General features: G+C 74.5%; 28 protein-coding genes and 1 pseudogene. 13 read left to right on the top strand and 16 right to left on the bottom strand.

Going from position 1 to position 25,731, the window contains the following annotated elements:
* The first annotated feature begins 63 nt into the window (after positions 1 to 63).
* Positions 64 to 462 carry an ArsR/SmtB family transcription factor gene (locus IE273_RS12750; protein ID WP_063823243.1) on the top strand — a complete coding sequence of 133 codons (399 nt, stop codon included), beginning with the start codon at positions 64 to 66 and terminating at the stop codon, positions 460 to 462.
* Positions 463 to 874: 412 nt separating this feature from the next.
* Here the strand turns inward: IE273_RS12750 and IE273_RS12745 are convergent, their stop codons facing one another.
* A complete protein-coding gene (locus tag IE273_RS12745; RefSeq protein ID WP_189815230.1) occupies positions 875 to 2,032 on the bottom strand; it encodes an FAD-dependent monooxygenase in 1,158 nt (385 codons plus the stop codon).
* A gap of 101 nt (positions 2,033 to 2,133) precedes the next feature.
* Here IE273_RS12745 and IE273_RS12740 point away from each other — a divergent pair, with 101 nt between their 5' ends.
* Positions 2,134 to 2,691 (top strand): TetR/AcrR family transcriptional regulator, encoded by a 558-nt coding sequence (locus IE273_RS12740; RefSeq protein WP_189815229.1) that lies wholly within the window; start codon positions 2,134 to 2,136, stop codon positions 2,689 to 2,691.
* 55 nt (positions 2,692 to 2,746) lie between these two features.
* Here the strand turns inward: IE273_RS12740 and IE273_RS12735 are convergent, their stop codons facing one another.
* The 4 genes from IE273_RS12735 to IE273_RS12720 form a co-directional block, all read right to left on the bottom strand.
* Entirely contained in the window at positions 2,747 to 3,919 is a 1,173-nt protein-coding gene (locus IE273_RS12735; RefSeq protein WP_373309334.1) for an AI-2E family transporter, read from the bottom strand.
* 150 nt (positions 3,920 to 4,069) lie between these two features.
* The gene (locus tag IE273_RS12730; protein ID WP_189815227.1) at positions 4,070 to 4,528 is read right to left on the bottom strand and encodes an ANTAR domain-containing protein; all 459 of its coding nucleotides are present in this window, start codon (positions 4,526 to 4,528) and stop codon (positions 4,070 to 4,072) included.
* A gap of 333 nt (positions 4,529 to 4,861) precedes the next feature.
* The gene (locus IE273_RS12725; RefSeq protein WP_189815226.1) at positions 4,862 to 5,296 is read right to left on the bottom strand and encodes a DUF2267 domain-containing protein; all 435 of its coding nucleotides are present in this window, start codon (positions 5,294 to 5,296) and stop codon (positions 4,862 to 4,864) included.
* A gap of 120 nt (positions 5,297 to 5,416) precedes the next feature.
* A complete protein-coding gene (locus tag IE273_RS12720) occupies positions 5,417 to 5,908 on the bottom strand; it encodes a DUF1360 domain-containing protein (RefSeq protein ID WP_189815225.1) in 492 nt (163 codons plus the stop codon).
* Between the two features lie 157 nt (positions 5,909 to 6,065).
* On the opposite strand from IE273_RS12720, the gene IE273_RS12715 reads away from it, so the two are divergent.
* The 10 genes from IE273_RS12715 (at position 6,066) to hypE (ending at position 16,514) form a co-directional block, all read left to right on the top strand.
* Positions 6,066 to 7,325, top strand: coding sequence for an FAD-dependent oxidoreductase (locus tag IE273_RS12715; RefSeq protein WP_189815224.1), 1,260 nt, complete (start codon positions 6,066 to 6,068; stop codon positions 7,323 to 7,325).
* Positions 7,326 to 7,468: 143 nt separating this feature from the next.
* Positions 7,469 to 7,993: a hypothetical protein gene (locus IE273_RS12710; RefSeq protein WP_189815223.1), complete on the top strand. Its 525-nt coding sequence runs from the start codon at positions 7,469 to 7,471 to the stop codon at positions 7,991 to 7,993.
* A 119-nt stretch (positions 7,994 to 8,112) separates the two neighbouring features.
* Positions 8,113 to 8,481, top strand: a complete 369-nt coding sequence (locus tag IE273_RS12705; RefSeq protein ID WP_189815222.1) for a hypothetical protein — start codon at positions 8,113 to 8,115, stop codon at positions 8,479 to 8,481.
* A gap of 66 nt (positions 8,482 to 8,547) precedes the next feature.
* Positions 8,548 to 10,257: a hydrogenase maturation protein gene (locus IE273_RS12700; RefSeq protein ID WP_189815221.1), complete on the top strand. Its 1,710-nt coding sequence runs from the start codon at positions 8,548 to 8,550 to the stop codon at positions 10,255 to 10,257.
* A complete protein-coding gene (locus tag IE273_RS12695; RefSeq protein WP_189815220.1) occupies positions 10,254 to 10,832 on the top strand; it encodes a hydrogenase maturation protease in 579 nt (192 codons plus the stop codon). The genes IE273_RS12700 and IE273_RS12695 overlap by 4 nt, the downstream gene beginning before the upstream one ends.
* A gap of 58 nt (positions 10,833 to 10,890) precedes the next feature.
* Entirely contained in the window at positions 10,891 to 11,610 is a 720-nt protein-coding gene (gene hypB / locus IE273_RS12690) for a hydrogenase nickel incorporation protein HypB (RefSeq protein ID WP_014670587.1), read from the top strand.
* Positions 11,607 to 14,006 carry a carbamoyltransferase HypF gene (gene hypF, locus IE273_RS12685; protein ID WP_189815219.1) on the top strand — a complete coding sequence of 800 codons (2,400 nt, stop codon included), beginning with the start codon at positions 11,607 to 11,609 and terminating at the stop codon, positions 14,004 to 14,006. Before hypB ends, hypF begins: the two co-directional genes overlap by 4 nt.
* 3 nt (positions 14,007 to 14,009) lie before the next feature.
* Entirely contained in the window at positions 14,010 to 14,300 is a 291-nt protein-coding gene (locus IE273_RS12680; protein ID WP_058079171.1) for a HypC/HybG/HupF family hydrogenase formation chaperone, read from the top strand.
* A complete protein-coding gene (hypD, locus tag IE273_RS12675; protein ID WP_189815218.1) occupies positions 14,297 to 15,442 on the top strand; it encodes a hydrogenase formation protein HypD in 1,146 nt (381 codons plus the stop codon). Before IE273_RS12680 ends, hypD begins: the two co-directional genes overlap by 4 nt.
* Positions 15,435 to 16,514 (top strand): hydrogenase expression/formation protein HypE, encoded by a 1,080-nt coding sequence (gene hypE, locus IE273_RS12670; protein WP_308437034.1) that lies wholly within the window; start codon positions 15,435 to 15,437, stop codon positions 16,512 to 16,514. The genes hypD and hypE overlap by 8 nt, the downstream gene beginning before the upstream one ends.
* Before the next feature lie 21 nt (positions 16,515 to 16,535).
* On the opposite strand, the gene hypA is transcribed toward hypE, so the two are convergent.
* From hypA to IE273_RS12620, 10 genes and pseudogenes are all read right to left on the bottom strand, one after another.
* Positions 16,536 to 16,892 carry a hydrogenase maturation nickel metallochaperone HypA gene (gene hypA / locus IE273_RS12665; protein ID WP_189815217.1) on the bottom strand — a complete coding sequence of 119 codons (357 nt, stop codon included), beginning with the start codon at positions 16,890 to 16,892 and terminating at the stop codon, positions 16,536 to 16,538.
* 7 nt (positions 16,893 to 16,899) lie between these two features.
* Positions 16,900 to 17,121 (bottom strand): hypothetical protein, encoded by a 222-nt coding sequence (locus IE273_RS12660; RefSeq protein WP_189815216.1) that lies wholly within the window; start codon positions 17,119 to 17,121, stop codon positions 16,900 to 16,902.
* Positions 17,122 to 17,129: 8 nt separating this feature from the next.
* A complete protein-coding gene (locus tag IE273_RS12655; RefSeq protein ID WP_189815215.1) occupies positions 17,130 to 17,336 on the bottom strand; it encodes a hypothetical protein in 207 nt (68 codons plus the stop codon).
* Positions 17,337 to 17,360: 24 nt separating this feature from the next.
* Entirely contained in the window at positions 17,361 to 17,948 is a 588-nt protein-coding gene (locus IE273_RS12650) for a DUF5947 family protein (RefSeq protein WP_189815214.1), read from the bottom strand.
* Positions 17,945 to 18,487, bottom strand: a complete 543-nt coding sequence (locus IE273_RS12645; protein ID WP_189815213.1) for a NifU-related iron-sulfur-binding protein — start codon at positions 18,485 to 18,487, stop codon at positions 17,945 to 17,947. Before IE273_RS12645 ends, IE273_RS12650 begins: the two co-directional genes overlap by 4 nt.
* Positions 18,480 to 20,279: a nickel-dependent hydrogenase large subunit gene (locus IE273_RS12640; RefSeq protein WP_189815212.1), complete on the bottom strand. Its 1,800-nt coding sequence runs from the start codon at positions 20,277 to 20,279 to the stop codon at positions 18,480 to 18,482. The genes IE273_RS12645 and IE273_RS12640 overlap by 8 nt, the downstream gene beginning before the upstream one ends.
* A gap of 53 nt (positions 20,280 to 20,332) precedes the next feature.
* Complete coding sequence (locus IE273_RS12635) at positions 20,333 to 21,424, bottom strand: NADH-quinone oxidoreductase subunit B family protein (protein WP_189815211.1); 1,092 nt, start codon at positions 21,422 to 21,424, stop codon at positions 20,333 to 20,335.
* Positions 21,421 to 21,966 (bottom strand): hemerythrin domain-containing protein, encoded by a 546-nt coding sequence (locus IE273_RS12630; RefSeq protein WP_189815210.1) that lies wholly within the window; start codon positions 21,964 to 21,966, stop codon positions 21,421 to 21,423. Before IE273_RS12630 ends, IE273_RS12635 begins: the two co-directional genes overlap by 4 nt.
* Complete coding sequence (locus tag IE273_RS12625; RefSeq protein ID WP_189815209.1) at positions 21,953 to 23,473, bottom strand: hypothetical protein; 1,521 nt, start codon at positions 23,471 to 23,473, stop codon at positions 21,953 to 21,955. Before IE273_RS12625 ends, IE273_RS12630 begins: the two co-directional genes overlap by 14 nt.
* A 116-nt stretch (positions 23,474 to 23,589) precedes the next feature.
* A pseudogene (locus IE273_RS12620) lies at positions 23,590 to 24,485 on the bottom strand (LysR family transcriptional regulator).
* 62 nt (positions 24,486 to 24,547) lie between these two features.
* Between IE273_RS12620 and IE273_RS12615 the strand changes: the two are divergent.
* Positions 24,548 to 24,898: a DoxX family protein gene (locus tag IE273_RS12615; protein ID WP_189815208.1), complete on the top strand. Its 351-nt coding sequence runs from the start codon at positions 24,548 to 24,550 to the stop codon at positions 24,896 to 24,898.
* A 51-nt stretch (positions 24,899 to 24,949) separates the two neighbouring features.
* Here the strand turns inward: IE273_RS12615 and IE273_RS12610 are convergent, their stop codons facing one another.
* A complete protein-coding gene (locus IE273_RS12610) occupies positions 24,950 to 25,528 on the bottom strand; it encodes a hypothetical protein (RefSeq protein WP_189815207.1) in 579 nt (192 codons plus the stop codon).
* Between the last annotated feature and the right edge of the window lie 203 nt (positions 25,529 to 25,731).

Here is a 25,731-nt window from a genome sequence, read left to right as displayed (position 1 = left end):
GCGGGGCCCACCATACACGTACATATGAAGAACCTTTCAAGTGTCGTCTGTATGATGACTGCCATGGGCCATGGAGCAACTCCCGCGCGGACGGCGGTTCCCCGTACACGCCTGGACGCGGACAGCGCCACGCGCGTGGCGACCACGCTCCAGGCCCTCGCCACTCCGTCCCGGCTCCTGATCCTGTCCCGGCTGCGCGAGGGCCCGTGCGCGGCCACCGAACTCGCCGCCGAGGTCGGCATGGAACAGTCCGCGTGCTCGCACCAGTTGCGCCTGCTGCGCAACCTCGGCCTGGTCGTCGGCCGCCGCCAGGGCCGCTCGGTTATCTACGCCCTGTACGACGGCCATGTCGCCGAGCTCCTCGACCAGGCCGTCTACCACATCGAGCACCTGCGGCTCGGCCTGAGCGACGGTGCGGACGCCGGCCTGCCGGAGGAGACGCCGTCCGGCACCGCGCGTTAGGGGTTCACCGGAAGGTCTCCGCGGGAGGTCTGCGCGGCGCTTCCTCGTCCGCTTCGGCGCGGCCCATCGCCCGACTCGCGGAACGGGCCGCCACAGGGCCGGCCAGGTGCAGCCAGTGGACGGTGGGGCCGTGGCTGTTCCGGCCGTAGGACGTGGTCTCCGTCCGCTCGGTGACGGTCGGTTCGGGCCGGGTGAGGGCGTGGGTGCGGGCGGGTCGAGAGGCCGACGCCGAAGACCGGGCGGAGCGGCGCGGGCATCGGCGACACGCAGCCCGACCCGGTGATCCGGGCTCCCGATGAGCTGTCTCCATCCGTGCGACGGCCGAGCGGACCGGTACCTGACCGGCTGAACCGGCGCCGGGACAGGCGTGCGGGCCCGCCTGCTGTCCGAGCTGGGACGAGGCGGCTGCCCGTCACCCCAGGCTCGGCGGCGTCCAGTCGGCGTGACGCAGGATCGCCCGCGTCGTCGCCCGGGACGGGGCGAGGCGCAGCCCCGTGTCGCGCAGGGCGACGGCCAGGGGGTGGGACAGTTGCTGGCCGAGCCGGCCGGCCTGCCGGGCGGCTCGGGCGACCGCCTGGGCGCGGGGGCGGCGCTCGGCGTCGTACCGGGTCAGCGCCGCGCCGACCGAGGCATCCCCGGCCAGCGCGGCGGCCAGGGTGACCGCGTCCTCCAGGGCCTGGCAGGCGCCCTGGCCGAGGTGCGGCGTCATGGCGTGCGCCGCGTCGCCCAGCAGCGCCACCCGTCCCGCGGTGAACGACGGCAAGGGTGTGGCCAGTTCGTGGATGTCATGGTGCAGCACGGCCTCGGGCCGGGTGGCGGCCAGCAGCGCGGGGACCGGGTCGTGCCAGTCGCGGAAGCGGTGGCGGAGCATGCCGAGCGGGTCGGCGTGGCGGACACCGGGCGGCGCGTTGAGCACCGCGTGCCATTCGGCGCGGCCGTCGGTGAACGCGATGTGCCCGAACTCGGCCCCGGCGCCCCAGGTCAGCTCGAAGTCGGTGGCCACCTCCAGCGGGCCTTCGGTGAGGGCCCGCAGCACCGTCGAACCGGCGTACACGGGACCGGGATGGTCCGGGAACAACTGCCCGCGCAGCCGGCTGTGCACGCCGTCCGCCGCGACGACCAGGTCGGCCTCCAGGACGCCGTCCCCGGCCGGCACGCCCACCCGGCCGGGGGCCGAGAGGTCGAGCGTGTCCACGGTCGCGCCGACGAGCAGGCACTCCTCGGGCAGTGCCGAGCGCAGCAGACGGTGCAGGACGGCGCGCGGGATGCCGACGATGGGGGAGCCCAGCTCGCGCTCCAGCAGGGCGCCGTCCATGCGCGACAGCCACCGGCCGGCCGGGGTGCGCGTACCCCCGGTGTACTGCGGGCGCGCCGCCGCCCGGACCGCCGCGCCGACGCCCACCGCGTCCAGCGCGCGCAGCCCGTTGGCGTGCAGCGAGATGCCCGCGCCCGCGTCGGCCAGGACGGCGGCCCGTTCCACCACCCGGACCTCCCAGCCGATCCGGCGCAGGCCAAGTGCCGCGGCCAGCCCGCCGATACCGCCCCCGACCACCACCGCCGTGCCGCCCATGCCGGCCCCCTCCCATGGGTTTCTACATCTGTAGAAGCACCCTAGCGCGCTGTTCTACGGATGTAGAAGGCGGGTGCAGAAAGCGGGTGTAGAAAGAGGGGGTGGCCACAGACCGACGTACTCTCCTCGCCGACACGGCGATCACCGTGCTCGCCGACAGCGGCATGCGCGGGCTGACGCATCGCGCCGTGGACCGCGCCGCCCAGCTCCCGCCCGGCACCACCTCCGCGTACTACCGCACCCGGCAGGCCCTCCTCACCGCGCTGGTCCGGCGTCTGGTGGTGCTGGACCAGGCGGAGCTGGAGGAGAGGGGCGCCGCCACGCCCGTACCGCGCACCGCCGACGAGCTGACGGCCGGCATCGCCGCGCTGGTCGCGCAGCGGCTCACCGGCGAGGGGCGCCGGCGCTCCCTCGCCCGCTACGCCTGCGCCGTCGAGAGCGCGCACCACCCGGAACTGCGCCAGATCCTCGTGCCGCGCGAGAACCAGGGGCGGCGGGTCGTGCGCGCCTTCCTCGCCGCGCAGGGCGTCGCGGACCCGGAGGAGCGCACGGTGACCCTGCTGACCTGCGTGGACGGGCTGGTCTTCGACCGCCTGGTGCACGGCGGGAGCGTCCGGGAGGAGGAGATCCGCGGCCTGGTCGCGGGCGCGCTGCGCTGAGCCGTACGGCGACGGCGCCGGGCCTTCCCCAGCGGCCACCGCGGGGCCCGTCACGTCACGGAGGCACCGCGCGCAGCGCCCGCAGGACCGCCCAGACGACCGAGACCAGCGGGACCGCGACGACGGCGCCGATCACCCCGGCGACGATGCTGCCCGCGATGACCGACACGGCCACGACGAGCGGATGCAGCCGCACCGCCCAGCTCATCACCACCGGATGCAGCACATGCCCCTCCAACTGGCCGATCACCACGATCAGCACCAGCACGCCGACCGCCGTCAGCGGACCCCGCCCGGCGAGCGCGACGATCGTGGCGACCCCCAGCGCCACCGGCGAGCCCACCAGCGGCACGAACGCCGCGAAGAACTCCAGCAGGGTCAGCGGCAGCGCGAGCGGCACCCGCAGCACCAGCAGGACCACCCCCACCAGGACGGCGTTGGTGGCGGCCACGATGATGATGCCGCGCGTGTAGCCCGCGAAGGTCCGCCAGGCCGCCCGTCCCGCCCGGTCCCACACCGGGCGGGCACCGCTCGGCAGCAACTGGTCCCGCGCCCAGCTCCACAGCTGCTCGCCCGAGTACAGGAAGAAGACCGAGGCGAACAGCGCCAGCGCGGCGCCGGTGACCAGCTCCACCACCCGGCCCAGCTCGCTGACCGCGCTGCTGAGCAGAGCCGCCCGGTGTGTGGAGACGTAGTGCGTCACCTGGCGCTGGAGCCCGGCGAACGCGTCCGCGCTGAGCCGGAACGGCGGCCGGTGCAGCCACTCCTCGATGCGGTGGACACCGCCCCGGAACTCGTCCGCCAGCCGGGCGGACTCACCCGCCACCGCGCTGCCCACCAGCGCGAGCAGGCCCAGCAGCAGCACCAGACTGCCCACCAGCGCGATCGCCACGCTCAGCGGCCTCGGCAGGAACCGGCTCAGCAGATCGGTCGGCGGGCGCAGTACGGACGTCACGACCAGCGCGAGGAACAGTGCGACGGCGATGAGCTGGAAGCTGCCGAGGAGGCTGAAGACGCCGTACACGACGGCCCCGACGAGGATCAGCCGCCAGGCGTAGGCCGCGGCGACCCGCAGCCACGGCACCGTCCGCTCGGCCGGCGGCACCGGCGGCTTGGGGCGGGTGACGGACGGCAGCCGAACGGAGTACGCCGGCCGGCTGCCCGGCACCGCGCGCCCGGCCCGGCGCCCGCCGCCCGGCCTGACCACCCGCCGGCGCGCGTCGCCCACCACCGCTCCCACCTCCGCTCCGCCCTGCGAGGCACCCCCGCTGACAGCCGGTCACCTCCACAGCACCGTAAGCACAGGACGCGGAAGGGGCGCGCCGAACGCACCCGGGAGCCGCGGCGGCAGGGCTCGCGCGTGCGCTGCTCGCGGTGCTCAGTCCGCCGCGGTACGGGCTGGACCGGGCCGAGGTCCGGCGGCTGGTGCGGCCCCGGGCGGCCCGTCGTGCACGGCACCGTCGGCCGGGGCGGGCAGGCCGTCACCGAGCGCCAGGGGCTCCTCGCTCCGGCGGTAGCGGACGATCGCCTTCCCGAGCTCGATCCGCTCCGGTTCGGGAAGCGTGCCGCCCTGGGCGTAGGCCAGGATGTGCTCCGCGACCGTGCGCAGTTCGACGTTCGTGCGCTGGGAGACGTCCCGCAGCGCACGCCAGGCCTCCTCCGGGGCCATCCCCCCGAGGACGACGACGGCACCGATCGCCTGGTCGATCACGGCGTGCGAGGTCACGGCGCGCTGAAGCTGCCGGTTCTCTTCCTGCAATCGGTGGTACTCCGACGTCAGCTCGGTGGCCGAGAGCAGGACCAGCGGCTGGTGCCGGGAGAGGGCGAAGAAGGCCATGGAGCACCTTTTCGGGTGGGGGCGTCACAGCTACGCCTGCCCCCGGTGGGCGCTTGCACACGAATCGATCCAGCCCCGCGCACCCCGGTCACGCTGTGCGCGCGGTGCGGCGCACCCGGCCCAGGACACCCGTCACCCGGCGCCGTCCCGACGGCTGTGAGCCCGGCTCCCCGTGGGCCCGGCTCCGCATGACGGCCCCCTGGGCCCGGCCCTCCGCGGGCCCGGCTCCCCGTGGGCCCGGCCCCCCGTCAGCCCGCTGCTCGTCACTCGGGGTGATCCCGGCTCCCCGTCGGCCCGGCCCCGCGTCCGCCCGCGCCTGCTCCGGCACCTGCGTCAGTCCGGCCCCCCGGTGTCCTGGACCGCGCGCTCCACCGGCAGCAGCTCGCGGATGTCGGCCGGCAGTGCCCCGTCCATCCGCTCGGTCAGCTCCGGCGCGAGGGCGGCGTCGAGTACCTCCATCACGGCGGCGGCCTCCCGCAGCGCCGTCTCCTCGTCGGTGCCTGCCCGGGCGGCGACGCGTCCGGCGAACGCCGTCAGCCCGAACCGCTCGGCCGCCGTACCGGAGTCCGGCCCGGCGGACGCGTCGACCGCCTCCCGCATGGCCGCCGCCATGTCCGGCGGGAGCTGGGCGGCCACATGCCGGGCCAGCCCGGCCGGCAGCCGTTCCGCCAGTGTGGCCACGACCGCGTGCGCGGCCCGCTCGGCCGTCCCCCGGTCGGGCAGCTGGGCCAGCGCCTGCACCTTTCCGATCATCTCGTCGTGCCGCATGAGACCGGTCCCTTCCGCACGAAGTGCCGACGGTACGCCCGCCCGTCCCCCGGCGTAGCGGCACCGGGCGAGTACCCCGCACCCGCCGGACTACAAGGCCGTCACCGCCGTGGTCCGGCCTCAGCTCTCCGTGGCCCGCTGGGTCCACGTCCACGCGTACTGGAGCCAGTCCGCCACGGTCAGCGCGCCGAAGCCCCCGCACACCAGCCGGGTGAGCCGGGGCGACGCCGCGTAGGAGCACACCAGCGCCCCGGTGGTCCAGGCGGCGACGCAGAACGGGCAGGACACCAGGTCACCGACCGCGCGCCGGAGGCCGTCGCCGCGGGGCTCGTCCATGACCTCGCTCGCCTCGCCCTCGTCCGCGCGCCGGGTGAACGGCGCCCGCAGAAAGCTGGTGATCTTGTCCTTGGCCAGGACCCGCGACGTCTTGTACGCGGCGGCGCCCAGCAGCGCGACGTCCCAGGGCGGCACCTGCTGCGGCAGACGGACACCCCGGCGCCGGGCCAGCACCGCGAAGGTGCCGGTGCCCGCCAGGAACACGGAGGCGAGGGCGGCGTAGCCCCCCAGGGGGACCTCGTCCTGGTCGTCGTAGCGTGCGGCGTCCGTGGCCATGCGACCTCCCAGCCTCGCGGTGCGTCGTGCGCCCTGCTCAGGGCGCGCGACGAGTTCCCCGGTCCGCCGCTCCGACACGTGACGTTCCGCCCCGCGGGGAGTATCGTATTCATCGCATGATGAATTACTGCTCTCGACGAGGAAGGGCAGAACCGCCATGGAGAAGACCACCTGCTGTGTCGTGGGGGGCGGCCCCGCGGGCATGGTGCTCGCCCTGCTGCTGGCCCGGGCCGGGATCGCGGTGACCGTACTGGAGAAGCACGCCGACTTCCTGCGCGACTTCCGCGGCGACACGGTCCACCCGTCGACCTTGGCGCTGCTGGACGACCTCGGTCTGGCCGGGGAGTTCGCCCGGCTGCCGCAGCGCCGGGTCCGCACCGTCCAGCTGCCGCTGGGTGCCGGCCGCTCGCCGGTCACCGTGGCGGACCTCTCCACGCTGCCCGGTCCCCACAACTACGTGGCGATGGTGCCCCAGTGGGACCTGCTCGACCTCCTCGCCGACCAGGCCCGCCGCGAGCCGACCTTCGAGCTGCGGACGAACACGGAGGCCACCTCCTTCATCGTCGAGTCCGGACGGGTCACCGGGGTGCGCTACCGCGGCTCCGACGGCCGCACCGGCGAACTGCGCGCCCTCCTCACCGTCGCCTGCGACGGACGCGGATCACTGGCCCGCGCCCTGCCCGAACTGGGCCTGCACCACTTCACCTGCCCGATGGACGCCTGGTGGTTCCGCCTGCCGCGGCGCGAAGGCGACCCGAGCGGGCTCGTCGGCGGGGCCGGTGCGGGGTTCCTCACCGCGATGATCGACCGCGGTGACTACTGGCAGTGCGCCGCGCTCATCCCCAAGGGCACCGACGCCGAGCGCCGCGCCGCCGGCCTGGGCCGCTTCCTCGCCGCCTTCGCCGAGGCCGTCCCCTGGATCGCCGACCGGACGCACACCCTGCGCTCCTGGGACGACGTCAAGCTCCTCGACGTCCACCTGGACCGGTTGCGCCGCTGGCACCGCCCCGGTCTGCTGTGCATCGGCGACGCCGCGCACGCCATGTCCCCGGTCTTCGGCATCGGGATCAACCTCGCCGTGCAGGACGCCGTGGCCACCGCCCGCCACCTGGTCGGGCCCCTGCGCCGGGGCGCCGTGGGGCTGCGTGACGTACGCGGTGTGCAGCGCCGCCGCCGCCCCACCACGGTCGTCACCCAGGCGCTGCAACGGGCGGCCCACGCCCGCGTCATCGCGCCGGTCCTGAGCGGCCGGCCGCCCCTGGGCGGCGCGCAGCGGGCCCGGCGCCTGGCGGGCCTGCTCAGCGACTCGCCGTGGCTGCGCCGCCTCCCCGCCTACTTCATCGCCTACGGCGCCCTCCGGGAGCGCCCGCCGGAGGAGGCGGTGCGCCGGCGGACGGCGGGCGGAGGCCCCCGGTGAGCGCGGGGGGCGCGAGCGGGTTCTCCCGGCGAGTGGGTCACGTCACATATGACCTGGTACGCACCCCCTCCCGGCCGTGCCCGGCGCGGGGCTACCGTTGCGAGGAGCCCCTGTACCCCCCTCGCACCTCGGACGGCCCGGCTGTGCTCACTGATCTGTCCCCCCTGATAGCCGCGACGGCACGCTGGCTGACGGTCGCCTACCCGCCGTGCGGCGGCGCGCTGGCCTCCGCGCTGTGCGAGGCGCAGGCCCGGCAGGCGGTGACGGTCGCCGCCTGGCTGCGGTACCCCACGGCGATCGACGCCGGCCTCGTCACCATGGCGGGCCCCGGAGGCGCGGCCCGCCTCGACTGGATCGCCGGCGCCGAGCGGGCCGGCGAGCACCCGGCCGAGGACTGGGCCTGGCGCACCTGGGTGGACGAGGTCGTGGCCAGCTGGGCCGCCGCCCTGCTCACCGACCCCGAGCTGGCCGAGCTGGCCGTCGCCGCACTCGCCGGGAGCGAGCACGCCGCGACGCCGACCGAGTTCCGCCGGCTGCTCACCCCCGACGACGGCGACCGCGGCGCGGCGGCCCTGCTGCGCCACCCCGACCTGCTGTGGCCGGTGGCCGAGCTGCACCACGACCAGCTCGTGGACCGCCTCGCCCCCGGGGAGACCCTCGCGGCCTGAGACGGCGGGGCCGGCTCACCGGCACCGTACGACACCGGCCGGTCCCGGTGTCGTACGCCCCGCCCAGGGGTACTCGCGCAGCCGATGCGGGAGCCGCCCGTCGCGGGAAGGGCCCGGCCATGACCTTCAAGAACCCCGTCCAGCGCGGCGGCCCGCGCCGCGGCCGGTTCGAGCAGCTCGCCGAATACGCCTCGAACTTCACCAGCTCACCGCTGTTCTTCCTGTTCTGCCTGCTCCTCGTCAGCTTCTTCGCCGCCTCCCACGTCGCCCATCTGCCGCTTGAGGTGCTGCTCCTCGCGGGCGAGTCCATGACCGCGGTCACCCTGCTGCTCCTGGCCCTGCTGAAGAACTCCGAGATGCGCGCCGAACACGCGATCCAGCGCAAGCTCGACGCGATCGCCGCCGCCCTGCTGGAGGCCCACCAGGACAACCGGAGCCAGGCCTTCGAGGACCTGCGGAACGCCATCCGGATGGAGGAAGAGACCTGACCGGGGCCGGCGAAACGCCGCAGCGGTCCTTCCCGGCACCCGGACGAGCGACGACCATGCCGTGTCATGAACATTCTGCTCGTCGCCAGCGCGTTCAACAGCCTCTCCCAGCGCCTGTACGCCGAACTGTCGGACCTCGGGCACCAGCTGGACGTCGTGCTCGCCGCGCACGGCCCCGACCCGGTCCGGGCCGCCGTGCGCGAGCTGCGCCCCGACCTGATCGTCGCGCCGATGCTCAGGACGGCCCTGCCCGAGGACGTGTGGCGGGAGCACACCTGCCTGATCGTGCACCCCGGCCCGCCGGGTGACCGGGGCCCGTCCTCGCTGGACTGGGCCATCGCCGACGGGGCCGAGCGGTGGGGCGTGACCGTGCTCCAGGCCGAGGCGGCGATGGACGCGGGCCCGGTCTGGGCGGCCGAGCCGTTCCCCGTCCCCCCCGTCGGCAAGAGCGACCTCTATCGCAACGAGACCTCCGACGCCGCCGTCACCGCCGTCCTGACGGCCGTACGGCGCTACGCCGACGGCGCGTACAAGCCCCTGCCGCAGACCGACGAGTCGGTCACCGTCGTCTGGCGCGACGGCTTCCGGCAGGAGCGGCGGCGGATCGACTGGGAGCACGACGACACCGACACGGTCCTGCGCAAGCTCCGCGGCGCCGACTCCCAGCCCGGCGTCCTGGACGAACTCCTCGGCCACGAGGTGTTCCTGCACGGCGGGCACCCCGAGGACGAACTGCGCGGCCGTCCCGGCGCCCTGCTGGCCCAGCGCGCGGGCGCCGTCTGCCGGGCCACCCGCGACGGCGCGGTCTGGATCCCGGAACTGCGCCCCCGCAGGAACTCCGGCGACCCGGCGCCCTTCCGCCGCCCGGCGGCCTCGGTCCTCGCCGCGTACCGGTCCGGCCTCGCCCTCCCGGAGGTCTCCGCCCCACTGGACCTCCCGCCCGGCCGGCGCACCTGGACCGACATCCGCTACCGGCAGCACGGCGACACCGGCTTCCTCGCCTTCTCCTTCCCGGGCGGCGCGATGAGCACCGACCAGTGCCGCAGACTGCTCGCCGCCTACACCGAGGCGCTCACCCGCCCCACCCGCGTCCTCGTCCTCGGCGGCACCCGCGACTTCTTCTCCAACGGCATCCACCTGAACGTCGTCGAGGCGGCCCCCGACCCGGCCCAGGAGTCCTGGACCAACCTCAACGCCATGGACGACCTGGTGGAGGCCGTGCTGCGCACCACCGACCGGCTGGTGGTCGCCGCGCTCGGCGGCAACGCGGCGGCCGGCGGCGCCATGCTGGCCCTCGCCGCCGACCAGGTGTGGTGCCGCACCGGCGTCGTCCTCAACCCGCACTACCGGCGCATGGGCCTGTACGGCTCCGAGTTCTGGACGTACACCCTGCCGCGCCGCGTCGGCCCGGAGCAGGCCGAGCGGCTGACGACCCAGGCCCTGCCGGTCAGTGCCGCGACCGCCGCCCGGCTCGGCCTCGTGGACCGGCTGGTGCCGGCCGCGCCGCGGGACTTCACGGCCGAGGTCGAGCGACTGGCGACCGGGCTCGCCGCCGTCCCGGACCTGCACCGGCGGATCGCCGCCAAGGCGGCGGCCCGCGCCGCCGACGAGCGGGAACGTCCCCTCGCCCGCTACCGGGAGGCCGAACTGGCCCGTATGCACGCCCTCTTCTTCGACCCCGAGGCCCCCTACCACGCCCTGCGTTCGGCCTTCGTCCGCAAGACCCCGGGCGGCTCCGCCCGGCCCCTCGCCCAGGCCATCGGAGGCACCCGGTGACGCCGCGCCTCCTGGTGGCCGGCGTCGGCAACATCTTCCTCGCCGACGACGCCTTCGGCCCCGAGGTGATCCGCGCGCTGGAACACCGCCCGCTGCCGCCCGGGGCCCGGGTCCACGACTACGGCATCCGCGGCCTGGACCTCGCCTACGACCTGCTGTCCGGCTGCGCCACCGCCGTCCTCGTCGACGCGGCCCCGCGCGGGCACCGCCCCGGCACCCTCTCCCTGATCGAGGCCGAACCCCCCGACGGGACCGTCGCGCCCGAGGCCCACGGCATGGACCCGGCGAAGGTGCTGGCCCTGGCCGCCCACCTGGGTGACGAGCCCCTGCCCCGGGTCCTCGTCCTCGCCTGCGAACCCGGCGTCCTGCCGGACGACGACGACCTCCTGCCCGGTCTCAGCGCGCCGGTGCGGGAAGCCGTCGACCGGGCCGTCGACGCGCTGCACGCGCTCGTCCCCGCCCTCCTCACCGACCCCGCCGGCCCCCTGCCCCCGTTGGGCTGCCCGGTGGAATCCGGGACCCCGCACCCGGCTGCGCTGCCCGGCACGGCGCCTTGGGCGGCCGAAGATCGGTGAGACCCCCGGGCCGCACCGGACGCGGCCCGGGCACCACCGCACCCGAGGAGCAGCGCCCATGTGCCGGTCCGACGTCAAACAGGCCGTCCTGGCGAAGAACGACGGCCTGGCCGCGAGCCTGCGCGACGACCTCGCCCGGCAGGGCGTCACCCTGGTCAACCTGCTGTCCAGCCCGGGCAGCGGCAAGACCGAACTCCTCGCCCGGGTGCTGGCCCGCGCCGGGGAGCGGGGCGTCCCGGTGGCCGCGCTCACCGCGGACCTCGCGACCGAGAACGACGCCGTCCGGCTCGCCCGGTCCGGCGCGCCCGTCCAGCAACTGCTCACCGACGGGCTGTGCCACCTGGAGGCCCGTCAGGTCGGCGCCCGGCTGACCGGCTGGCTGCCGCCGGACACCTCGGTGCTGTTCGTGGAGAACGTCGGCAACCTGGTCTGCCCCGCCGCGTACGACCTCGGGGAGACCCTGCGGATCGTGCTGATGGCGGTCACCGAGGGCGAGGACAAGCCGCTGAAGTACCCGACCGCGTTCGGCTCCGCCCACCTCGTCGTGATCACCAAGACCGACCTCGCAGGGCCGGCCGGCTTCGACGAGAGCCTCTTCCACGAGAACGTGCACCAGGTCAACCCGGGCGTGGAGATCATCCGCTCGTGCGCCCGCACCGGCACCGGCGTCGGCGCCCTGCTCGACCGCGCCCTCGCCGCCCGCGACGGCGCCCCGCCGCACCGCCCCCCGCTCGCCCCGCACCCGCACCACCACCCCGCCTCCGCCCCCGCCTCGTGACCGCGCCCGTCACCCGCCCGGTCCGCCGCCGGATCACCGTGCGCGGCACGGTCCAGGGCGTCGGCTTCCGGCCGTACGTGCACCGGCTGGCCGCCGGGCTCGCGCTGACCGGGTTCGTGAGCAACACCGCGGACGGCGTCCTCATCGAGGTCGAGGGCCCGCCGGACGACGTGGACCGGTTCGCCGGCCGGCTGACCGAGCAGCCGCCCCCGCTCGCGACCGTGACCGGCGTCGGCTGCGAGGACGTCCCCGCCACCGGCGCCACCGGCCCCTTCACCATCCGCCCCACCGAGCGCTCCCCGGGCCGCACCCAGCTCCCGCCCGACACCGCGACCTGCGCCGACTGCCTGCGCGAACTCGCCGACCCCGGCGACCGCCGGCACCGCCACCCCTTCGTCACCTGCACCCACTGCGGCCCCCGCTTCACCATCGCCACCGGGATGCCGTACGACCGGCCGGCCACCACCATGGCCGGCTTCCCGATGTGCCCCGCCTGCGCCCGCGAGTACGGCGACCCGGCCGACCGGCGCTTCCACGCCCAGCCCGTCGCCTGCCCCGACTGCGGCCCGCGCCTCACCCTCGTCCCGGCCGCGGGCCTCGGTGTCCGCCCGGCCCGGGACGCGGAGGCCCTCGCGACGGCACGGGCGCTGCTCGCCGCCGGGCGCATCGTCGCCGTCAAGGGCGTCGGCGGCTACCACCTGGCCTGCGACGCGACCGACGCACGGGCCGTCGCCACCCTGCGCCGCCGCAAGGAGCGGGGCGGCAAGGCCTTCGCCGTGATGTGCGCCGACCTGGAGACGGCGGAACGCCTCGCGGTGCTCTCCGCCGCCGAACGGGCCGCGCTCACCAGCGCCCGCCGCCCCATCGTCCTGCTGCGCCGCCGCACACCCGCGGACGGTGTCCGCCTCGCCGACCAGGTCTGCCCGGACAGCCCGCACGTCGGCCTGCTGCTGCCCTACACCCCCGTGCACACCCTGCTCCTCGGCCTGCCCGGCGACCCGCCCGGCCCCCGGGTCCTGGTCATGACCAGCGGCAACCGCTCCGGCGAGCCCATCGTCACCGACGACGCCGAGGCCCTGACCCGGCTGGCCGGACTCGCCGACGCCTGGCTCACCCACGACCGGCCCATCGCCTCCCCCTGCGACGACTCCCTGCTGCGCGTCCGGCCCGACGGCACCGAACAGGTCCTGCGACGCTCCCGCGGCTACGTCCCCCGCCCCCTGCGCCTCCCGCTCCCGGTCCGCCCCACCCTCGCCACCGGCGGCGACCTGAAGAACGCGCTGTGCCTCGGGGAGGGCGACCAGGCCTGGTTCGGGCCGCACATCGGCGACCTCGGCGACCTGGCCGGCCTCGCCGCGGCGGAGCGCGCCGAACGGCACCTCACCCTCCTGACCGGGGTCACCCCCCGGCTGGCCGCCGCCGACCGCCACCCCGGCTACCACTCGACCCGCCGGGCCGCCCGGCTCGGCCTGGGCGAGCCGGTGCTGGTCCAGCACCACCACGCCCACATCGCCTCGGCGATGGCCGAACACGGTCTCGACGGCCGCACGCCCGTGATCGGCGTCGCCTTCGACGGCACCGGCTACGGCGACGACGGCACGGTGTGGGGCGGCGAGATCCTGCTCGCCGACTACACCGGCTACCGCCGCCTGGCCCGGCTGACCCCCGCCCCGCTGCCCGGCGGCGACACCGGGGTCGCCAACCCCTGCCGGCTCGCCCTGGCCCGGCTGTGGGCGGCGGGACTGCCGTGGGAACCCGGACTGCCGAGCGTCGAGGCGTGCACCGAGACCGAACTCGCCGTGCTACGGCAGCAGTTGACGCGCGGACTGGCCTGTGTGCCGACCTCCGGCATGGGCCGGCTCTTCGACGCCGTGTCCTCCCTCGTGGGGCTGTGCCACCGCGCCGGCTACGAGGCACAGGCGGCGCTGGAACTGGAGGCGGCGGCGCTGGACGCATGGGACGCGGACAAGGGCGCCTACCCGTTCGGCCTCACCCCGCTGTCCGGCACCGGGGGCGGAACCCCGTGGCGCCGGTCGCCCGGCCGACGGATCCCGGCGGCCGGCTGGGAGATGAACCCGGCCCCCGTCCTGCGCGCCCTGCTGCGCGACCGGGCCCGCCACACCCCCGTTCCCGTCCTGGCCGCCCGCTTCCACCGGGGCGTCGCCCGGGCGGTGGCGCACCTGTGCCGCCGGACCCGGGCGCGGACCGGCCTCACCACCGTCGCCCTCACCGGCGGCGTCTTCGCCAACGCCCTGCTGGAGGAGGAGACCGCCGCGCTGCTCACCACGGCCGGCCTCACCGTCCTGCGGCACGGCGAAGTCCCCCCGAACGACGGCGGTCTGGCGCTCGGCCAGCTGATGGTCGCGGGAACAGCAGCCCACCACGAGACGGAGTGACCCATGTGTCTGGCAGTGCCCGGCAAGGTCGTGTCCATCGACCACCGTGCCGACCCGCTCACCGGCCTGATCGACTTCGGCGGCGTACAGAAACAGGCGTGTCTGGAGTACCTGCCCGACATCCAGGTGGGGGAGTACGTCATCGTCCACGTCGGGTTCGCGCTCCAGCGCCTGGACGAGGAGTCGGCCCGCGCGTCCCTGGAGCTGTTCGGTCAACTGGGGCTGCTGGAAGAGGAGTTCGGTGACGCCTGGGAGCAGGCGGCACGACAGGAGAGCGGGACGGAGGCCCGGTGAAGTACATCGACGAGTTCAACGACCCCGATCTGGCGCGCCGGCTGCTGGACGAGATCCACGCCACGGTCACCCGGCCCTGGGCCCTGATGGAGGTCTGCGGCGGCCAGACCCACTCCATCATCCGCCACGGAATCGACCAACTCCTGCCCGAAGAAGTGGAGTTGATTCACGGCCCCGGCTGCCCGGTGTGCGTGACCCCCCTCGACGTCATCGACAAGGCCCTGGACATCGCCGCGCGCCCCGACGTCGTCTTCTGCTCCTTCGGGGACATGCTGCGCGTGCCCGGAACCGACCGCGACCTGTTCCGGGTCAAGGGCGAGGGGGGTGACGTACGGGTCGTCTACTCACCGCTGGACGCCGTGGAGCTGGCCCGCAGACACCCCGACCGGCAGGTCGTGTTCTTCGCCATCGGCTTCGAGACGACCGCCCCCGCCAACGCCATGGCCGTCCACCAGGCCCGCCGCCTGGGCCTGGCCAACTTCAGCCTGCTGGTGTCGCACGTGCGGGTCCCCCCGGCGATCGAGGCCATCATGGCCGCCCCCGCCTGCCGGGTGCGGGGCTTCCTCGCCGCCGGGCACGTGTGCAGCGTGATGGGCACCGCCGAGTACCCGGACCTCGCCGCACGGCACCGCGTCCCGATCGTCGTCACCGGCTTCGAACCGCTGGACATCCTCGAAGGCGTCCGGCGGGCCGTCCACCAGCTGGAACGCGGCGAGCACCGGGTGGAGAACGCCTACCCCCGCGCCGTGCGCGACCAGGGCAACCCGGCGGCCGTCCGCATGATCGAGGAGGTCTTCGAGGTCACCGACCGCAACTGGCGGGGCATCGGCAGCATCCCGGCCAGCGGCTGGCGGCTGTCCGAGGCGTTCCGCGCGTACGACGCCGAGCACCGCTTCGACGTCACCGGCATCCGCACCGAGGAGCCCGCCGTGTGCCGCGCCGGCGACGTCCTGCAAGGGCTGATCAAACCCACCGAGTGCGCGGCGTTCGGCACGGCCTGCACCCCGCGCACCCCGCTCGGCGCCACCATGGTCTCCAACGAGGGCGCCTGCGCGGCCTACTACCTGTACCGCAGGATGACCGACAGCCCGGCACCACAGGGATCCCGTATCCCGCGCGAGGAGATGAACCCCGTTGGCTGACCTCGCCACCACGGACACCGCCCCCGTCGACCCCGCGACCTGGACCTGCCCCGCACCCCTGCGCGACCAGCCGGTCGTCGTCATGGGCCACGGCGGAGGCGGCGCCCTGTCGGCGGAACTGATCGAGCAGGTCTTCGCCCCCGCCTACGGCAACCCCACGCTCGCGGCGCTCACCGACTCGGCCGTCCTCGGCCTCGGCGGCGCCCGGCTCGCCTTCTCCACCGACTCCCACGTCGTACGCCCCCTGTTCTTCCCCGGCGGCAGCCTCGGCGACCTCGCCGTCAACGGCACGGTCAACGACCTGGCGATGAGCGGCGCCCGGCCCACCCACCTCTCGGCGGCCTTCATCCTGGAGGAGGGCGTGGAACTGGCCGTCGTCGGGCGCGTCGCCCGCGCCATGGGCGACGCGGCCCGGGCCGCCGGCGTCACCATCGCCACCGGCGACACCAAGGTGGTCGAGTCCGGGCACGGAGACGGCGTCTACGTCACCACCGCCGGCGTCGGCCTGGTCCCCGAGGGAGTCGACATCCGCCCGCAGCGCGCCCGGCCCGGCGACGCCGTCCTCGTCAGCGGACCGATCGGCCGGCACGGGGTGGCCGTCCTGAGCGTCCGCGAGGGCCTGGAGTTCGGCGTCGAGATCACCTCCGACACCGCACCGCTCGCGGACCTGGTGGCCGCCATGCTGGCGGTCACCCCGGACATCCACGTGCTGCGCGACCCCACCCGAGGCGGCCTCGGCGCGTCCCTCAACGAGATCGCCCGCGCCTCCGGCACCGGCGTACGGCTGCGGGAGCGGGCCGTGCCGATCCCGGAGGAAGTCGCGAACGCCTGCGGCTTCCTGGGCCTCGACCCGCTGTACGTCGCCAACGAGGGCCGGCTCGTCGCCTTCGTGCCCCCCGAGCACGCCGAGGCCGTCCTGGCGGCCATGCGCGCCCACCCGCAGGGCACGGGCGCCGCCCTCATCGGCGAGTGCGTCGCGGAGCACCCCGGCATGGTCGTCGTCGCCACCGGTCTCGGCGGCACCCGGGTGCTGGACCTGCCGCTCGGCGAGCAGCTGCCCCGGATCTGCTGAGAGAAGCCCCCGGCCCCGCCGTCAGGCCGGGGCCGGGACCGGCCGCACGTCCGTGATCTCCAGCTCCCGGCCACCGCGCAGCTCCTGCGAGGGCCGGTCGCAGCGCGGGCACCAGAAGAACGGCGGCATGCCGACCGCGAACTCCTCGGCACACCCGGCGCACCAGGCCCGCGCCGTCACCTGCTCCACGACCAGCCGGGCCCCGGCGAGCGCCGTGCCGTCGCGGGCCACCTCGAAGGCGAAGTGCAGCGCGTCCGGCACGACACCGGCCAGCTCCCCGACCCGGACGGTCACCGACGCCACGCCGGCCGCACCGTCCGCGCGGGCGATCTCCGCCGCCTGTTCCACGATCGCGGTCGCGATCGACAGCTCGTGCACGGCCGGCTCAGCGCGGACGCTTGGCGCCGGACCGCAGATTGATCATGCGCCAGATGCGCACCTCCCGGACGATGCCCGGCAGTTCGAGGACGAGCAGCCCCAGCGTGAGGGCGCCGAGCGCGACACCCTGCGCGATCAGCACACGCCGTGCCGTCGTCCCGGTCCGCGCCGGCGCGCCCGTCCTTCCCGCCGGCCGCATCCTCATCGCGAAGCCCTTGTGGTGTCTCATCCTGTTCCTCATCCCGGGGAGATGTTCGGCATGATCTTCATGATGGCGTTGTGCCGCTTCCAGTGGATCCCGGTGGAACGGCGCGCGTCGGAGGTGCCGTCCTCGTGGTGTCCGGTCTGGTGCTTGTACGGCCCCCTGTTGCCCTGGTGCAGCCCGCGCACATGCACCGGTGTGTCGGGCTTCGCCTGGGGGCGGCCCACTCGGATGGCGCTCATCGCTGTCGTCCTCTCGTCAGGCCCTCACGACCGCTCGGTGAGCTCCGTGAAGAACCGCTCCACGGCCGGCCAGACCCGGCCGCCTCCGGCGAGGCCGCGCCACTCCCGGCGGACCAGCGCGACCATCCGGAAGCAGTCGTCCACCGGCACGATCCAGTGGTGGTCCAGGCCCCGCACGGTGTTCACCAACAGAGCCTCCACCTCGGGCGCCATGGTCGCCAGCGGAGGACACGCGGCGCACATCCGGGCCCAGCGGTCCGCCTCCACCTCCCAGCGCATCGCCCCGGCCGGGCTCGGCCCCTGCGCGGTGACCGTCCCGTCCGCGCGCGGCACGAAGAACACCAGCCCGACCGGCACCCCGAGCGGCCCGGTGTCCACCGGCTCCAGCCGCACCCGGCGGCTCGGCACCAGCAGATACCGGCCGCCGCCCGCACCCTCACCGGCGAACAGCACCGCGCACGCCCCGCAGGCGCACAGCAGTTCCTCACGGTCGGCGGCGTACAGATGGCGGTGCTCCTCCGGCACGGCCTGCGCGCACAGGTCGCACCGCTCGGGGCCGTCCCGCCCGGCGGCCGAGCGGATGACCCGGGCCAGCGCACCGTCCGCCCTCACCGCGCCTCCCGCACCAGCAGCGAGTCCAGCGGTACGAAGGCGGGGGCGGCCGGCGCGGACAACTGCTCGACCGCCGTCAGCTCGGGGGCGGCCGTCAGTACGGCCTCCCGTACGGCGTCGGCGACCGTCGGCCCGCCGCCGCAGCCGGACCCGCAGCCACCCGCCTCGGTGACCCGCACCCGGGCCACCTGCCCGTCGACGCCGACCAGTTCGACGTCGCCGCCGCGCTCGCGCACCGCCGGCCGCAGCCGGTCGACGGCGCGCTCGGCCCGCCGCGCGGGCGGCTCGGGGTGCAGGTCGTGCAGCACCAGCAGATGCCCGAGCAACTCGTCCTCGGCGAGCCGTGCGGCCGGCCGCGCACCGGCCAGGTCGAGCATCCGGGCCAGCGCCTCGCCGTAGATCTCGGTCAGCACCCGCACGGCCTCCACGGCGGTGGCCGCCGCGGGGCCGGGCGCGGACTCCAGCCCGGCCAGCAGCTCGTCCAGCCGGGCCAGCCGCGCCTCGACGGCCGGGTCCGCGAGTCGGCCTGCGTCAGCCATGGTTCGCCCCGTACGTCGGCGAGTGCACGGTGGACAGCGTCCTGCCCTTGCCCATGTACATGTGCACCCCGCACGGCAGACAGGGGTCGAAGCTGCGCACGGTGCGCATGATGTCGACGCCCTTGAAGTCGTCGGGGCCGTTCTCCTCGAAGATCGGCTGGCCCTGGACGGCGTCCTCGTACGGGCCCGGGGTGCCGTAGATGTCGCGCGGGCTGGCGTTCCACGGGGTGGGCGGGTACGGGTGGTAGTTGGCGATCTTCTGGTCCCTGATCACCAGGTGGTGCGAGAGGACACCGCGCACCGCCTCGTGGAAGCCGCAGCCGATCGCCTCGTCCGGCACCTCGAAGTTCTCGAAGATCTTCGTCTCGCCGGCCCGCAGCAGCTCCATCGACTCCTCCAGGAACTGGAGGGCCATGGCGGCGGCGTAGGCGACGAAGTAGGGCCGGGCGCGGTCCCGTTCGATGGTGTTGCTCCACTGGGGGATGCGCCACTCCAGGGTGGTCTCCGGCAGCTCCTCCCCCCTGGGCAGGGAGATGCGCACGCTGTTGCCGGTGGCCTTGACGTACGGCGTGTCGACCAGGGCGCTCAGCGCGGTCGACCACAGCCGGGCGAGCGGGCCGCCGCCGGTGTCCAGTGCCAGGTGCTGACCGGTCTCGGGGTGGTACCAGCGCGGGCTCATCACCCAGCTGTAGTTGCCGGCGAAGTCCCGCTTCTGCGGCACCGGGACGGTGGTCTGGTTCCACGGGTGCCGCATGTCGACGGGGTTGCCCAGCGGGTCGTGGGTGACGAACGGCTGCTCGTTGACCCAGTCGTCGTAGAAGGAGCTGCCCAGCAGGACGCGCAGGCCGAGGTTGATGTCGATCAGGTTGTTGGTGACCAGCTTGCCGTCGACGATGATGCCGGGGGTGACGTACATCGCCTTGCCCCAGCGGTTCATGTTCTCGTACCGGTAGTCGACCACGTCCGGGTTCTGCCAGGCGCCCCAGCAGCCCAGCATGATGCGGCGCCTGCCGACCTCCTCGTAGCCCGGCAGGGCCTCGTAGAAGAAGTCGAAGACGTCGTCGTTCATCGCCACCGCCTTCTTCACGAAGTCGATGACGCGCATCAGCCGGGCGAGGTAGTCGGTGAAGGTGTTCGGCTGCGGCATCGTGCCGACGCCGCCCGGGTACAGCGTGGAGGGGTGGACGTGCCGCCCCTCCATCAGGCAGAACATCTCCCGGGTGACCCGGCTGACCTTCAGCGCCTCCTTGTAGACCTCGCCCTCGAAGGGGTTGAAGGCCCGCATGATGTCGGCGATCGTCCGGTAGCCGTGGATGTCCCCGCGGGGCGCGTCGGTGCGCTCGGCGCGGGCCAGCACACCGGGGTTGGTGGCCTTGACCATCGCCTCGCAGAAGTCCACGAAGACCAGGTTGTCCTGGAAGAGCGTGTGGTCGAACATGTACTCGGCCGCTTCGCCGAGGTTGGTGATGTTCTCGGCCATCCGCGGCGGCTTGACGCCGTAGGCCATCTGCTGGGCGTAGTTGGAGCAGGTGGTGTGGTTGTCGCCGCAGATGCCGCAGATCCGGGAGGTGATGAACCCGGCGTCGCGCGGGTCCTTGCCCTTCATGAACACCGAGTAGCCCCTGAAGAGCGACGAGGTGCTGTGGCACTCCACGACTTCCTGGTTGGCGAAGTCGATCTTCGTGTAGATGCCGAGGTTGCCGATGATCCGGGTGATCGGGTCCCAGGACATGTCCACGATCTGCGCGGGCTTGCGCCCCGTGACCCGGGTCGGGTCCTCGGTGGTCGTCATGTCGCTTCCTGCCCCTCGTTCGTCGTAGGCGTGGGTGGGGTGGGTGCCGGCGCTCAGGCACGCCAGTGCGGGTCGTAACCGGTGGTCAGTTCCGGTCCGTTGTGGCGCCACTTGGGTTCGCGGTTCACCGCGACGCTGGTCAGACCGCGCAGCCGTCGGATGACGGCGCCGTACGGCTTGAGCAGCGCGGACGACAGGGCACCGCCGGTCGGCTCGTCCATGAACGGCATGAACGCGTCCGGGAAGCTCGGCATGGTGCAGCCGATGCAGATGCCGCCGACGTTCGGGCAGCCGCCGATGCCGGCCATCCAGCCGCGCTTGGGCACGTTGCAGTTCACAACCGGCCCCCAACAGCCGCTCTTCACAAGGCACTTGGGGGAGTTGTAGTCCTTCGCGAAGTCCGCCTGCTCGTAGTACGCGGCCCGGTCGCAGCCCTCGTGCACCGTCTTGCCGAACAGCCACTGCGGACGCAGCATGTGGTCCAGCGGGGGCGGCGGCGCGGCACCGGCCGCGTGGTAGAGCACCCAGATGAGGGTCTCCATGAAGTTCTCCGGCTGGATCGGGCAGCCCGGCACGTTCACCACCGGCAGCGCGCCCTGCGACCTGAAGTCCCAGCCCAGATAGTCCGCGAGGCCCATGCAGCCGGTGGGGTTGCCCGCCATGGCGTGGATGCCGCCGTACGTGGCACAGGTGCCGGCGGCCACCACCGCCCAGGCCTTGGGCGCCAGTTGGTCGATCCACCAGTTGAGGGTCTGCGGCTCGCCCGTGTCCGGGTCGTTGCCGAACGAGGTCCAGTAGCCGTCGCCCTCGATGATGTTCTGGTTCGGGACCGAACCCTCGATGACGAGGATGAACGGCGACAACTCCCCGCGCGCCGCCGCCCGGTAGGGAGCGAGGAAGTCCTCGCCGCCCAGGCTGGGGGAGAGGACCTTGTTGACCAGGTTCACTCTCGGCAGGCCCGGGATGAGTCCGGCGACCAGGTCCTCGATGCCGGGCTGGCCGGCGGCCGTCATGGACACGGTGTCGCCGTCGCAGCTCATGCCCTCCGAGATCCAGAGGATGTAGATCTCGTCGAACCCGTTCCCGCGCGCCTCGGACCGGCCGGGTTCACGCGTCACTTCGGTGGTGCCGCTCTGAGTGGTCATGTCGTCGGCCTCCGCTGGAGTCGGTCTCGGAGTCGGTCGTAGGCCGCGGCCAGGGGAGCCGCGAGGGTCAGGGCGGGTGGCTGGTCGGGGGCGTGCGGGTGCGGGCGGGTCGGCGCGCCGGCCTTGGCCTGCCCGATCAGCTCGCCCAGCCGGTCCAGTTCCTGCTGGGAGACGGCCTGCCGCAGCCGGGGCATGAGGGTGCCCTCCTCCTCCTGGATGTGCTCCGTCACCTCACGGCGCAGTTCCGCCACCAGTTCGCCGGTCCGCCGGTCGCCCTCGCCGAGCCGGTCGAGCGCGAGGAGGGTCTGCTTCACCCCCATGTGCTCGCTCAAGTGCTCGTCGATCTCCCGGTCGCCGTCCGGCAGCACCTTCCTGGCCAGCGGATACAGGAGCATCTCCTCCAGGGCCGCGTGCTTGGACAGTTCACGCACCAACAGCTCCACGACACCGCGCCGCTGCCGGTCGGAGGCCGCGGCCTCGTAGTCGCGGAACAACTGCTCGACCATCCGGTGGTCGTGCTTGAGGACGTCAAGGGCGTCCATCGAACCGTCCCTCCTCCGGCCCGCCGGCCGGACGCTCGGGTGGCCGCGGGGACTGCGGCCGGATCGGCCGGCCCGGACCCGGTGGGGCGTCGGGGCCGAGCGTCTCGACCTCGTCGGGCCGGAAGTAGTGGAAACGGCCGTACCAGCCGTGGAGTTCGGCGGCCGGATCGTCGTCGACCGTGACCGCCAGGTGCGTGCTGCCGTCCACGTCGTGGAAGACCGCGGCCACCCGCGCGGTGCGCCCGGCCAGGAACATGTCCTGGGCGTCGGCGCCCCGGCCGCGCGGACACAGCCGCACCCGGCTGCCGCCGCCCACGGGCACGCCGTCCACCAGCACGGTGTCCGTCGCCGGGGACAGCCCGTCGTCGCCGCCCTCCTGCCACCAGACGGGCCGTTCGGCGGCAGGGGCCGGAGGCCGTTCGGCGGCGGGGGTCCGCGGGGTCAGGGAGCGGATGGCGCCGTGCAGCCGGGAGAAGACCTCCCGGGGCAGGGTGTCCACCCGGTCGAGGATCCGCGCGGCCCGCGGGTCGGTGGCCCGGGCCTCCGCCTTCTCCTCGTCGGTCAGCAGCATCGTGCGCAGCGTGAGGATCTCGTCGATCTCCGCCGCGTCGTGCAGATCACCCGGGCTCTCCGGCGCCACCTGGGGGTGGTCGGGGAGGATGATCGGCGCGGAGAGCAGCAGCGTACCAGTCGCCCCGTCACCGCTCGGGGACCGGGGCGGGGCCCCGCCCAGCACCGGGAACGTGAACGCGTTGCGGCAGCCGCGGACCTGCTCCGCGAGGGCGGCCGGCGGATCGATCAGCGACACGAACTCCACCCCGTCACCGGTGAGGAGGGTGTGCGTGGCGAGCAGCGCCTGCCCCAGCACCGCGTTCCGGGGCGCCCGCGGGTCCGGCGCGTCACCGGTGTTCTCGGTACGCACCCGCAGCCGGTACAGCCCGGGCCCGAGCGGCTCGGCCGTGACCGTGGTCGCGGCCCGCACCTCCCGGCGCCGGCGCACCGTCCGCCCCGCCCCCGCCGGCAGCGGCTCGTACTCCGCCCCGGCCGGCGCTCCCACGGCGACCGCCCGGCCCTCCCGCGACAACTCCTCCAGCGGCAGCACCAGTTCGGTCTCGCGGGGTACGGCCTCCTCGAACGACAGGTGGGCGGTCCCGTCGGCCGTCCGCAACGACTCGACCGGGCGGTGCGCCCCGTCCCCGTCGGCCGCCTCCACCTGCTTGTGCTGGAGTTGCAGGTACCGCACGCGCACCCGCACGGCCGCGTCGGCGCGCCGCACCCGCAGCAGGCACTCGGTCCGCTGGTACCAGGAGTCGGCGGAGCCGGAGACACCGGGCGTGACCGGCCCGTCCCGCTCCACCCAGTTCCGGGGCGGCAGCACCCCGAACTGCCAGCGGACCCGGTTCTTCGCCGAGGACCGGCGGTACGGATAGAGCAGATAGCCCTCGTACAGCACGGCGTCCGCGACGGCACTCAGCTGCGCACAGGCCCCGCCGGTTCCGTTCGCCATGCCCTCTCCTCGCCACTGGTGTGTCCGTGGACCCCACCCCCACGGTCACACCGGTCACGCCCGCCCGCCCCTCCGGCGCACCGTCATTGCGCCGTACAGGGGAGAACACCCGTCCGTCACGTGGTGCGGGCCAGGTCCAGGCAGCAGCGGACGAAGTCCCGTACGACCGGGTTCCGGTCGTCGGCGGGCGCCCAGGCCACGGCGACCCGGGTCGGGCTCACCCCGGTGACCGGGCGGTAGACCACGACGGGTCGGGCGTAGAACCGGGCGGCGGACGCGGGCGCGAGGGCGATGCCGTACCCGCCGGCGATGGCGCTCAGCCACTCGTCGGGCTGCTCGGTGACCGCGCCGATCCGGACCGGACGGCCCTCGCGCTCACCGGCGGCCAGCCAGTGGTCGCGCCAGGCCCCGGTCTCCGCCGGGGCGGCCACGAACGGCTCGTCCCACAGCTCCCGGAAGGCGATCTTCGCCCGCTCCGCGAACCGGTGCGTGCTCGGCAGCGCCACCCAGCGCTCCTCGTCGAACAGCACCTCGACCCGCAGCGTGTCCTGTCCCGGGAACGGCAGCCGCAGCAGCGCCGCGTCCACCTCGCCGTCGGCCAGACCCGCGCTCGGGTTCGTCCAGGCCGCCTGCCTCAGCTCGGCCCGCCATCCGGGCCGCCGCCGGGCGAACTCGGCGACGATGCCCGGCGTCGCCTCGTTGGCCGCGCTGGCGACGAAGCCCACGCGCACCACCCGGGCCGTGTGCCGCCCGGCGGCCCGCGCGGCGCGCAGGGCGTCGTCCCAGGCCGCGAGGACGTCCGGGGCGCGGCGCGCGAGTTCCCGACCCGCGTCCGTCAGCGCCATGCCGGTGCGCGAGCGCTCGAAAAGGCGTACTCCGAGCCGGCTCTCCGACTGCCGGATCTGCTTGGTCAGCGCCGGCTGGGACACGTACACCCGTTCGCGGCGCGGACGAGGCTGCCCTCCTCGGCGACCGCCAGGAAGGAGCGCAGCAGACGGGAGTCGACGTCCATTCCAGAAGGTTGTGGACGCTGGTATGGGACGTCGCGGCGACCCTCCGGCGAGCGTGGGGAGCATGAACCTCGCCTGGCTCACCGTCACCTGTGTGACCGTCCTGGCCAACGCGGGCATCGCGGCGGCCGACCTCGCGAAGGCACCGTTCGTCCTCGCCAACTCGGCCCGGGTCGGCGTGTCGATCCGCCGGCTTCCGGCTCTGGCGCTGCTGAAGGCCGCCGGAGCGGCCGGGCTGCTGCTCGGGCTCCTGGGCGTACGACCTGTGGGCATCGCCGCCGGTGCCGGCCTGGTGCTGTTCTACGTCGGCGCGGTGGCCGCCCATGTCCGGGCCCGGGTGTTTCGCACCATCGTCTTCCCGGGCCTGTTCCTGGCGCTGGCGGCCGGGGCCCTGGCCCTGACGGCGGCCCGCTGAACGGGCGCTCGGCGCAGCAGGGCCCGGCCCGGCGCAGCGGTGGGGCCTGGCTCAGTGCAGCAGCAGATACCGGGTGACGAGGGACCGCGCCCGCTCGGCGTCGATGCCGAGGGCCCGGCCGAGGGCCTCCCAGCGCTGCTCGCCGTCCTCCTCGATCATCCAGGCCGCCTCCCGCCCGGCGCGCCGGCTCAGCCGGTCCAGCGCGGCCACGGCCCGCAGGGCGGCGGCCGGCGCGTCCTCGGCCAGCGTGCACAGCTTGTCCTCCAGGGCGCTCAGCAACTGGGCCAGGTCCTCCGGCAGCGGCACCGTCCGCCGCTCGACCGTGCGGATGTGCTCGCTCCAGTCGCGGCGCGGCCCCGAGACGTCCAGCTCCTCCAGACCGTCCCCGTCCAGTTCGTCCCACGGGACGGGGACGCCCGGCCCGCGCCAGCCGCAACTGCACGCGGCGCGCACCGCCGCCGCCCGCGGCCTGCGCATCCTGCCGTCGTACGCCCACCACTCGCTGGTCCGGTACATCTCGGCGCCGCTGCCGATGTCGAAGTACGCGGGCTTCGGCTCGCTGCCGTCCTCCAGGACGGCTCCCACGATGCCCTCGTGGGACTCCCCGAACTCCTCGGTCGTCCATCCCACGGCCGCCTCCCTCCCCTCGCCGGCTCTGTCCGGCCCATCATCGGCGACGCCGTGACCGGCCGGAGAGCGGACGGGAAAAGGGGGCCGAAAGGGGGCTGTCGGCGGTGCTGTGGGAAAGGGCGGGTGTTCGACCCTCTGTCCGGTATGCGCTCGCGCCCGTACACTGCCAATCCACAGACATGTGGGCGGAGTTGACCGGGGGG

The organism is Streptomyces olivaceoviridis (assembly GCF_014650115.1).
GTDB classification, from domain to species: Bacteria; Actinomycetota; Actinomycetes; order Streptomycetales; family Streptomycetaceae; genus Streptomyces; species Streptomyces olivaceoviridis.
The sequence above is the reverse complement of the archived record's forward strand: the minus strand, read 5'-3'. Positions and strand labels throughout refer to the sequence as shown.

Excerpts from the sequence above, each read along its gene's own strand:
- IE273_RS12750 (WP_063823243.1), top strand. The coding sequence starts at position 64 with ATGGGCCATGGAGCAACTCCCGCGCGGACGGCGGTTCCCCGTACACGC.
- IE273_RS12745 (WP_189815230.1), bottom strand. The coding sequence starts at position 2,032 with ATGGGCGGCACGGCGGTGGTGGTCGGGGGCGGTATCGGCGGGCTGGCC.
- IE273_RS12730 (WP_189815227.1), bottom strand. The coding sequence starts at position 4,528 with ATGGCCTTCTTCGCCCTCTCCCGGCACCAGCCGCTGGTCCTGCTCTCG.
- IE273_RS12725 (WP_189815226.1), bottom strand. The coding sequence starts at position 5,296 with ATGCGGCACGACGAGATGATCGGAAAGGTGCAGGCGCTGGCCCAGCTG.
- IE273_RS12720 (WP_189815225.1), bottom strand. The coding sequence starts at position 5,908 with ATGGCCACGGACGCCGCACGCTACGACGACCAGGACGAGGTCCCCCTG.
- IE273_RS12715 (WP_189815224.1), top strand. The coding sequence starts at position 6,066 with ATGGAGAAGACCACCTGCTGTGTCGTGGGGGGCGGCCCCGCGGGCATG.
- IE273_RS12705 (WP_189815222.1), top strand. The coding sequence starts at position 8,113 with ATGACCTTCAAGAACCCCGTCCAGCGCGGCGGCCCGCGCCGCGGCCGG.
- IE273_RS12700 (WP_189815221.1), top strand. The coding sequence starts at position 8,548 with ATGAACATTCTGCTCGTCGCCAGCGCGTTCAACAGCCTCTCCCAGCGC.
- hypB (WP_014670587.1), top strand. The coding sequence starts at position 10,891 with ATGTGCCGGTCCGACGTCAAACAGGCCGTCCTGGCGAAGAACGACGGC.
- IE273_RS12680 (WP_058079171.1), top strand. The coding sequence starts at position 14,010 with ATGTGTCTGGCAGTGCCCGGCAAGGTCGTGTCCATCGACCACCGTGCC.
- IE273_RS12660 (WP_189815216.1), bottom strand. The coding sequence starts at position 17,121 with ATGAGACACCACAAGGGCTTCGCGATGAGGATGCGGCCGGCGGGAAGG.
- IE273_RS12655 (WP_189815215.1), bottom strand. The coding sequence starts at position 17,336 with ATGAGCGCCATCCGAGTGGGCCGCCCCCAGGCGAAGCCCGACACACCG.
- IE273_RS12645 (WP_189815213.1), bottom strand. The coding sequence starts at position 18,487 with ATGGCTGACGCAGGCCGACTCGCGGACCCGGCCGTCGAGGCGCGGCTG.
- IE273_RS12640 (WP_189815212.1), bottom strand. The coding sequence starts at position 20,279 with ATGACGACCACCGAGGACCCGACCCGGGTCACGGGGCGCAAGCCCGCG.
- IE273_RS12635 (WP_189815211.1), bottom strand. The coding sequence starts at position 21,424 with ATGACCACTCAGAGCGGCACCACCGAAGTGACGCGTGAACCCGGCCGG.
- IE273_RS12630 (WP_189815210.1), bottom strand. The coding sequence starts at position 21,966 with ATGGACGCCCTTGACGTCCTCAAGCACGACCACCGGATGGTCGAGCAG.
- IE273_RS12625 (WP_189815209.1), bottom strand. The coding sequence starts at position 23,473 with ATGGCGAACGGAACCGGCGGGGCCTGTGCGCAGCTGAGTGCCGTCGCG.
- IE273_RS12615 (WP_189815208.1), top strand. The coding sequence starts at position 24,548 with ATGAACCTCGCCTGGCTCACCGTCACCTGTGTGACCGTCCTGGCCAAC.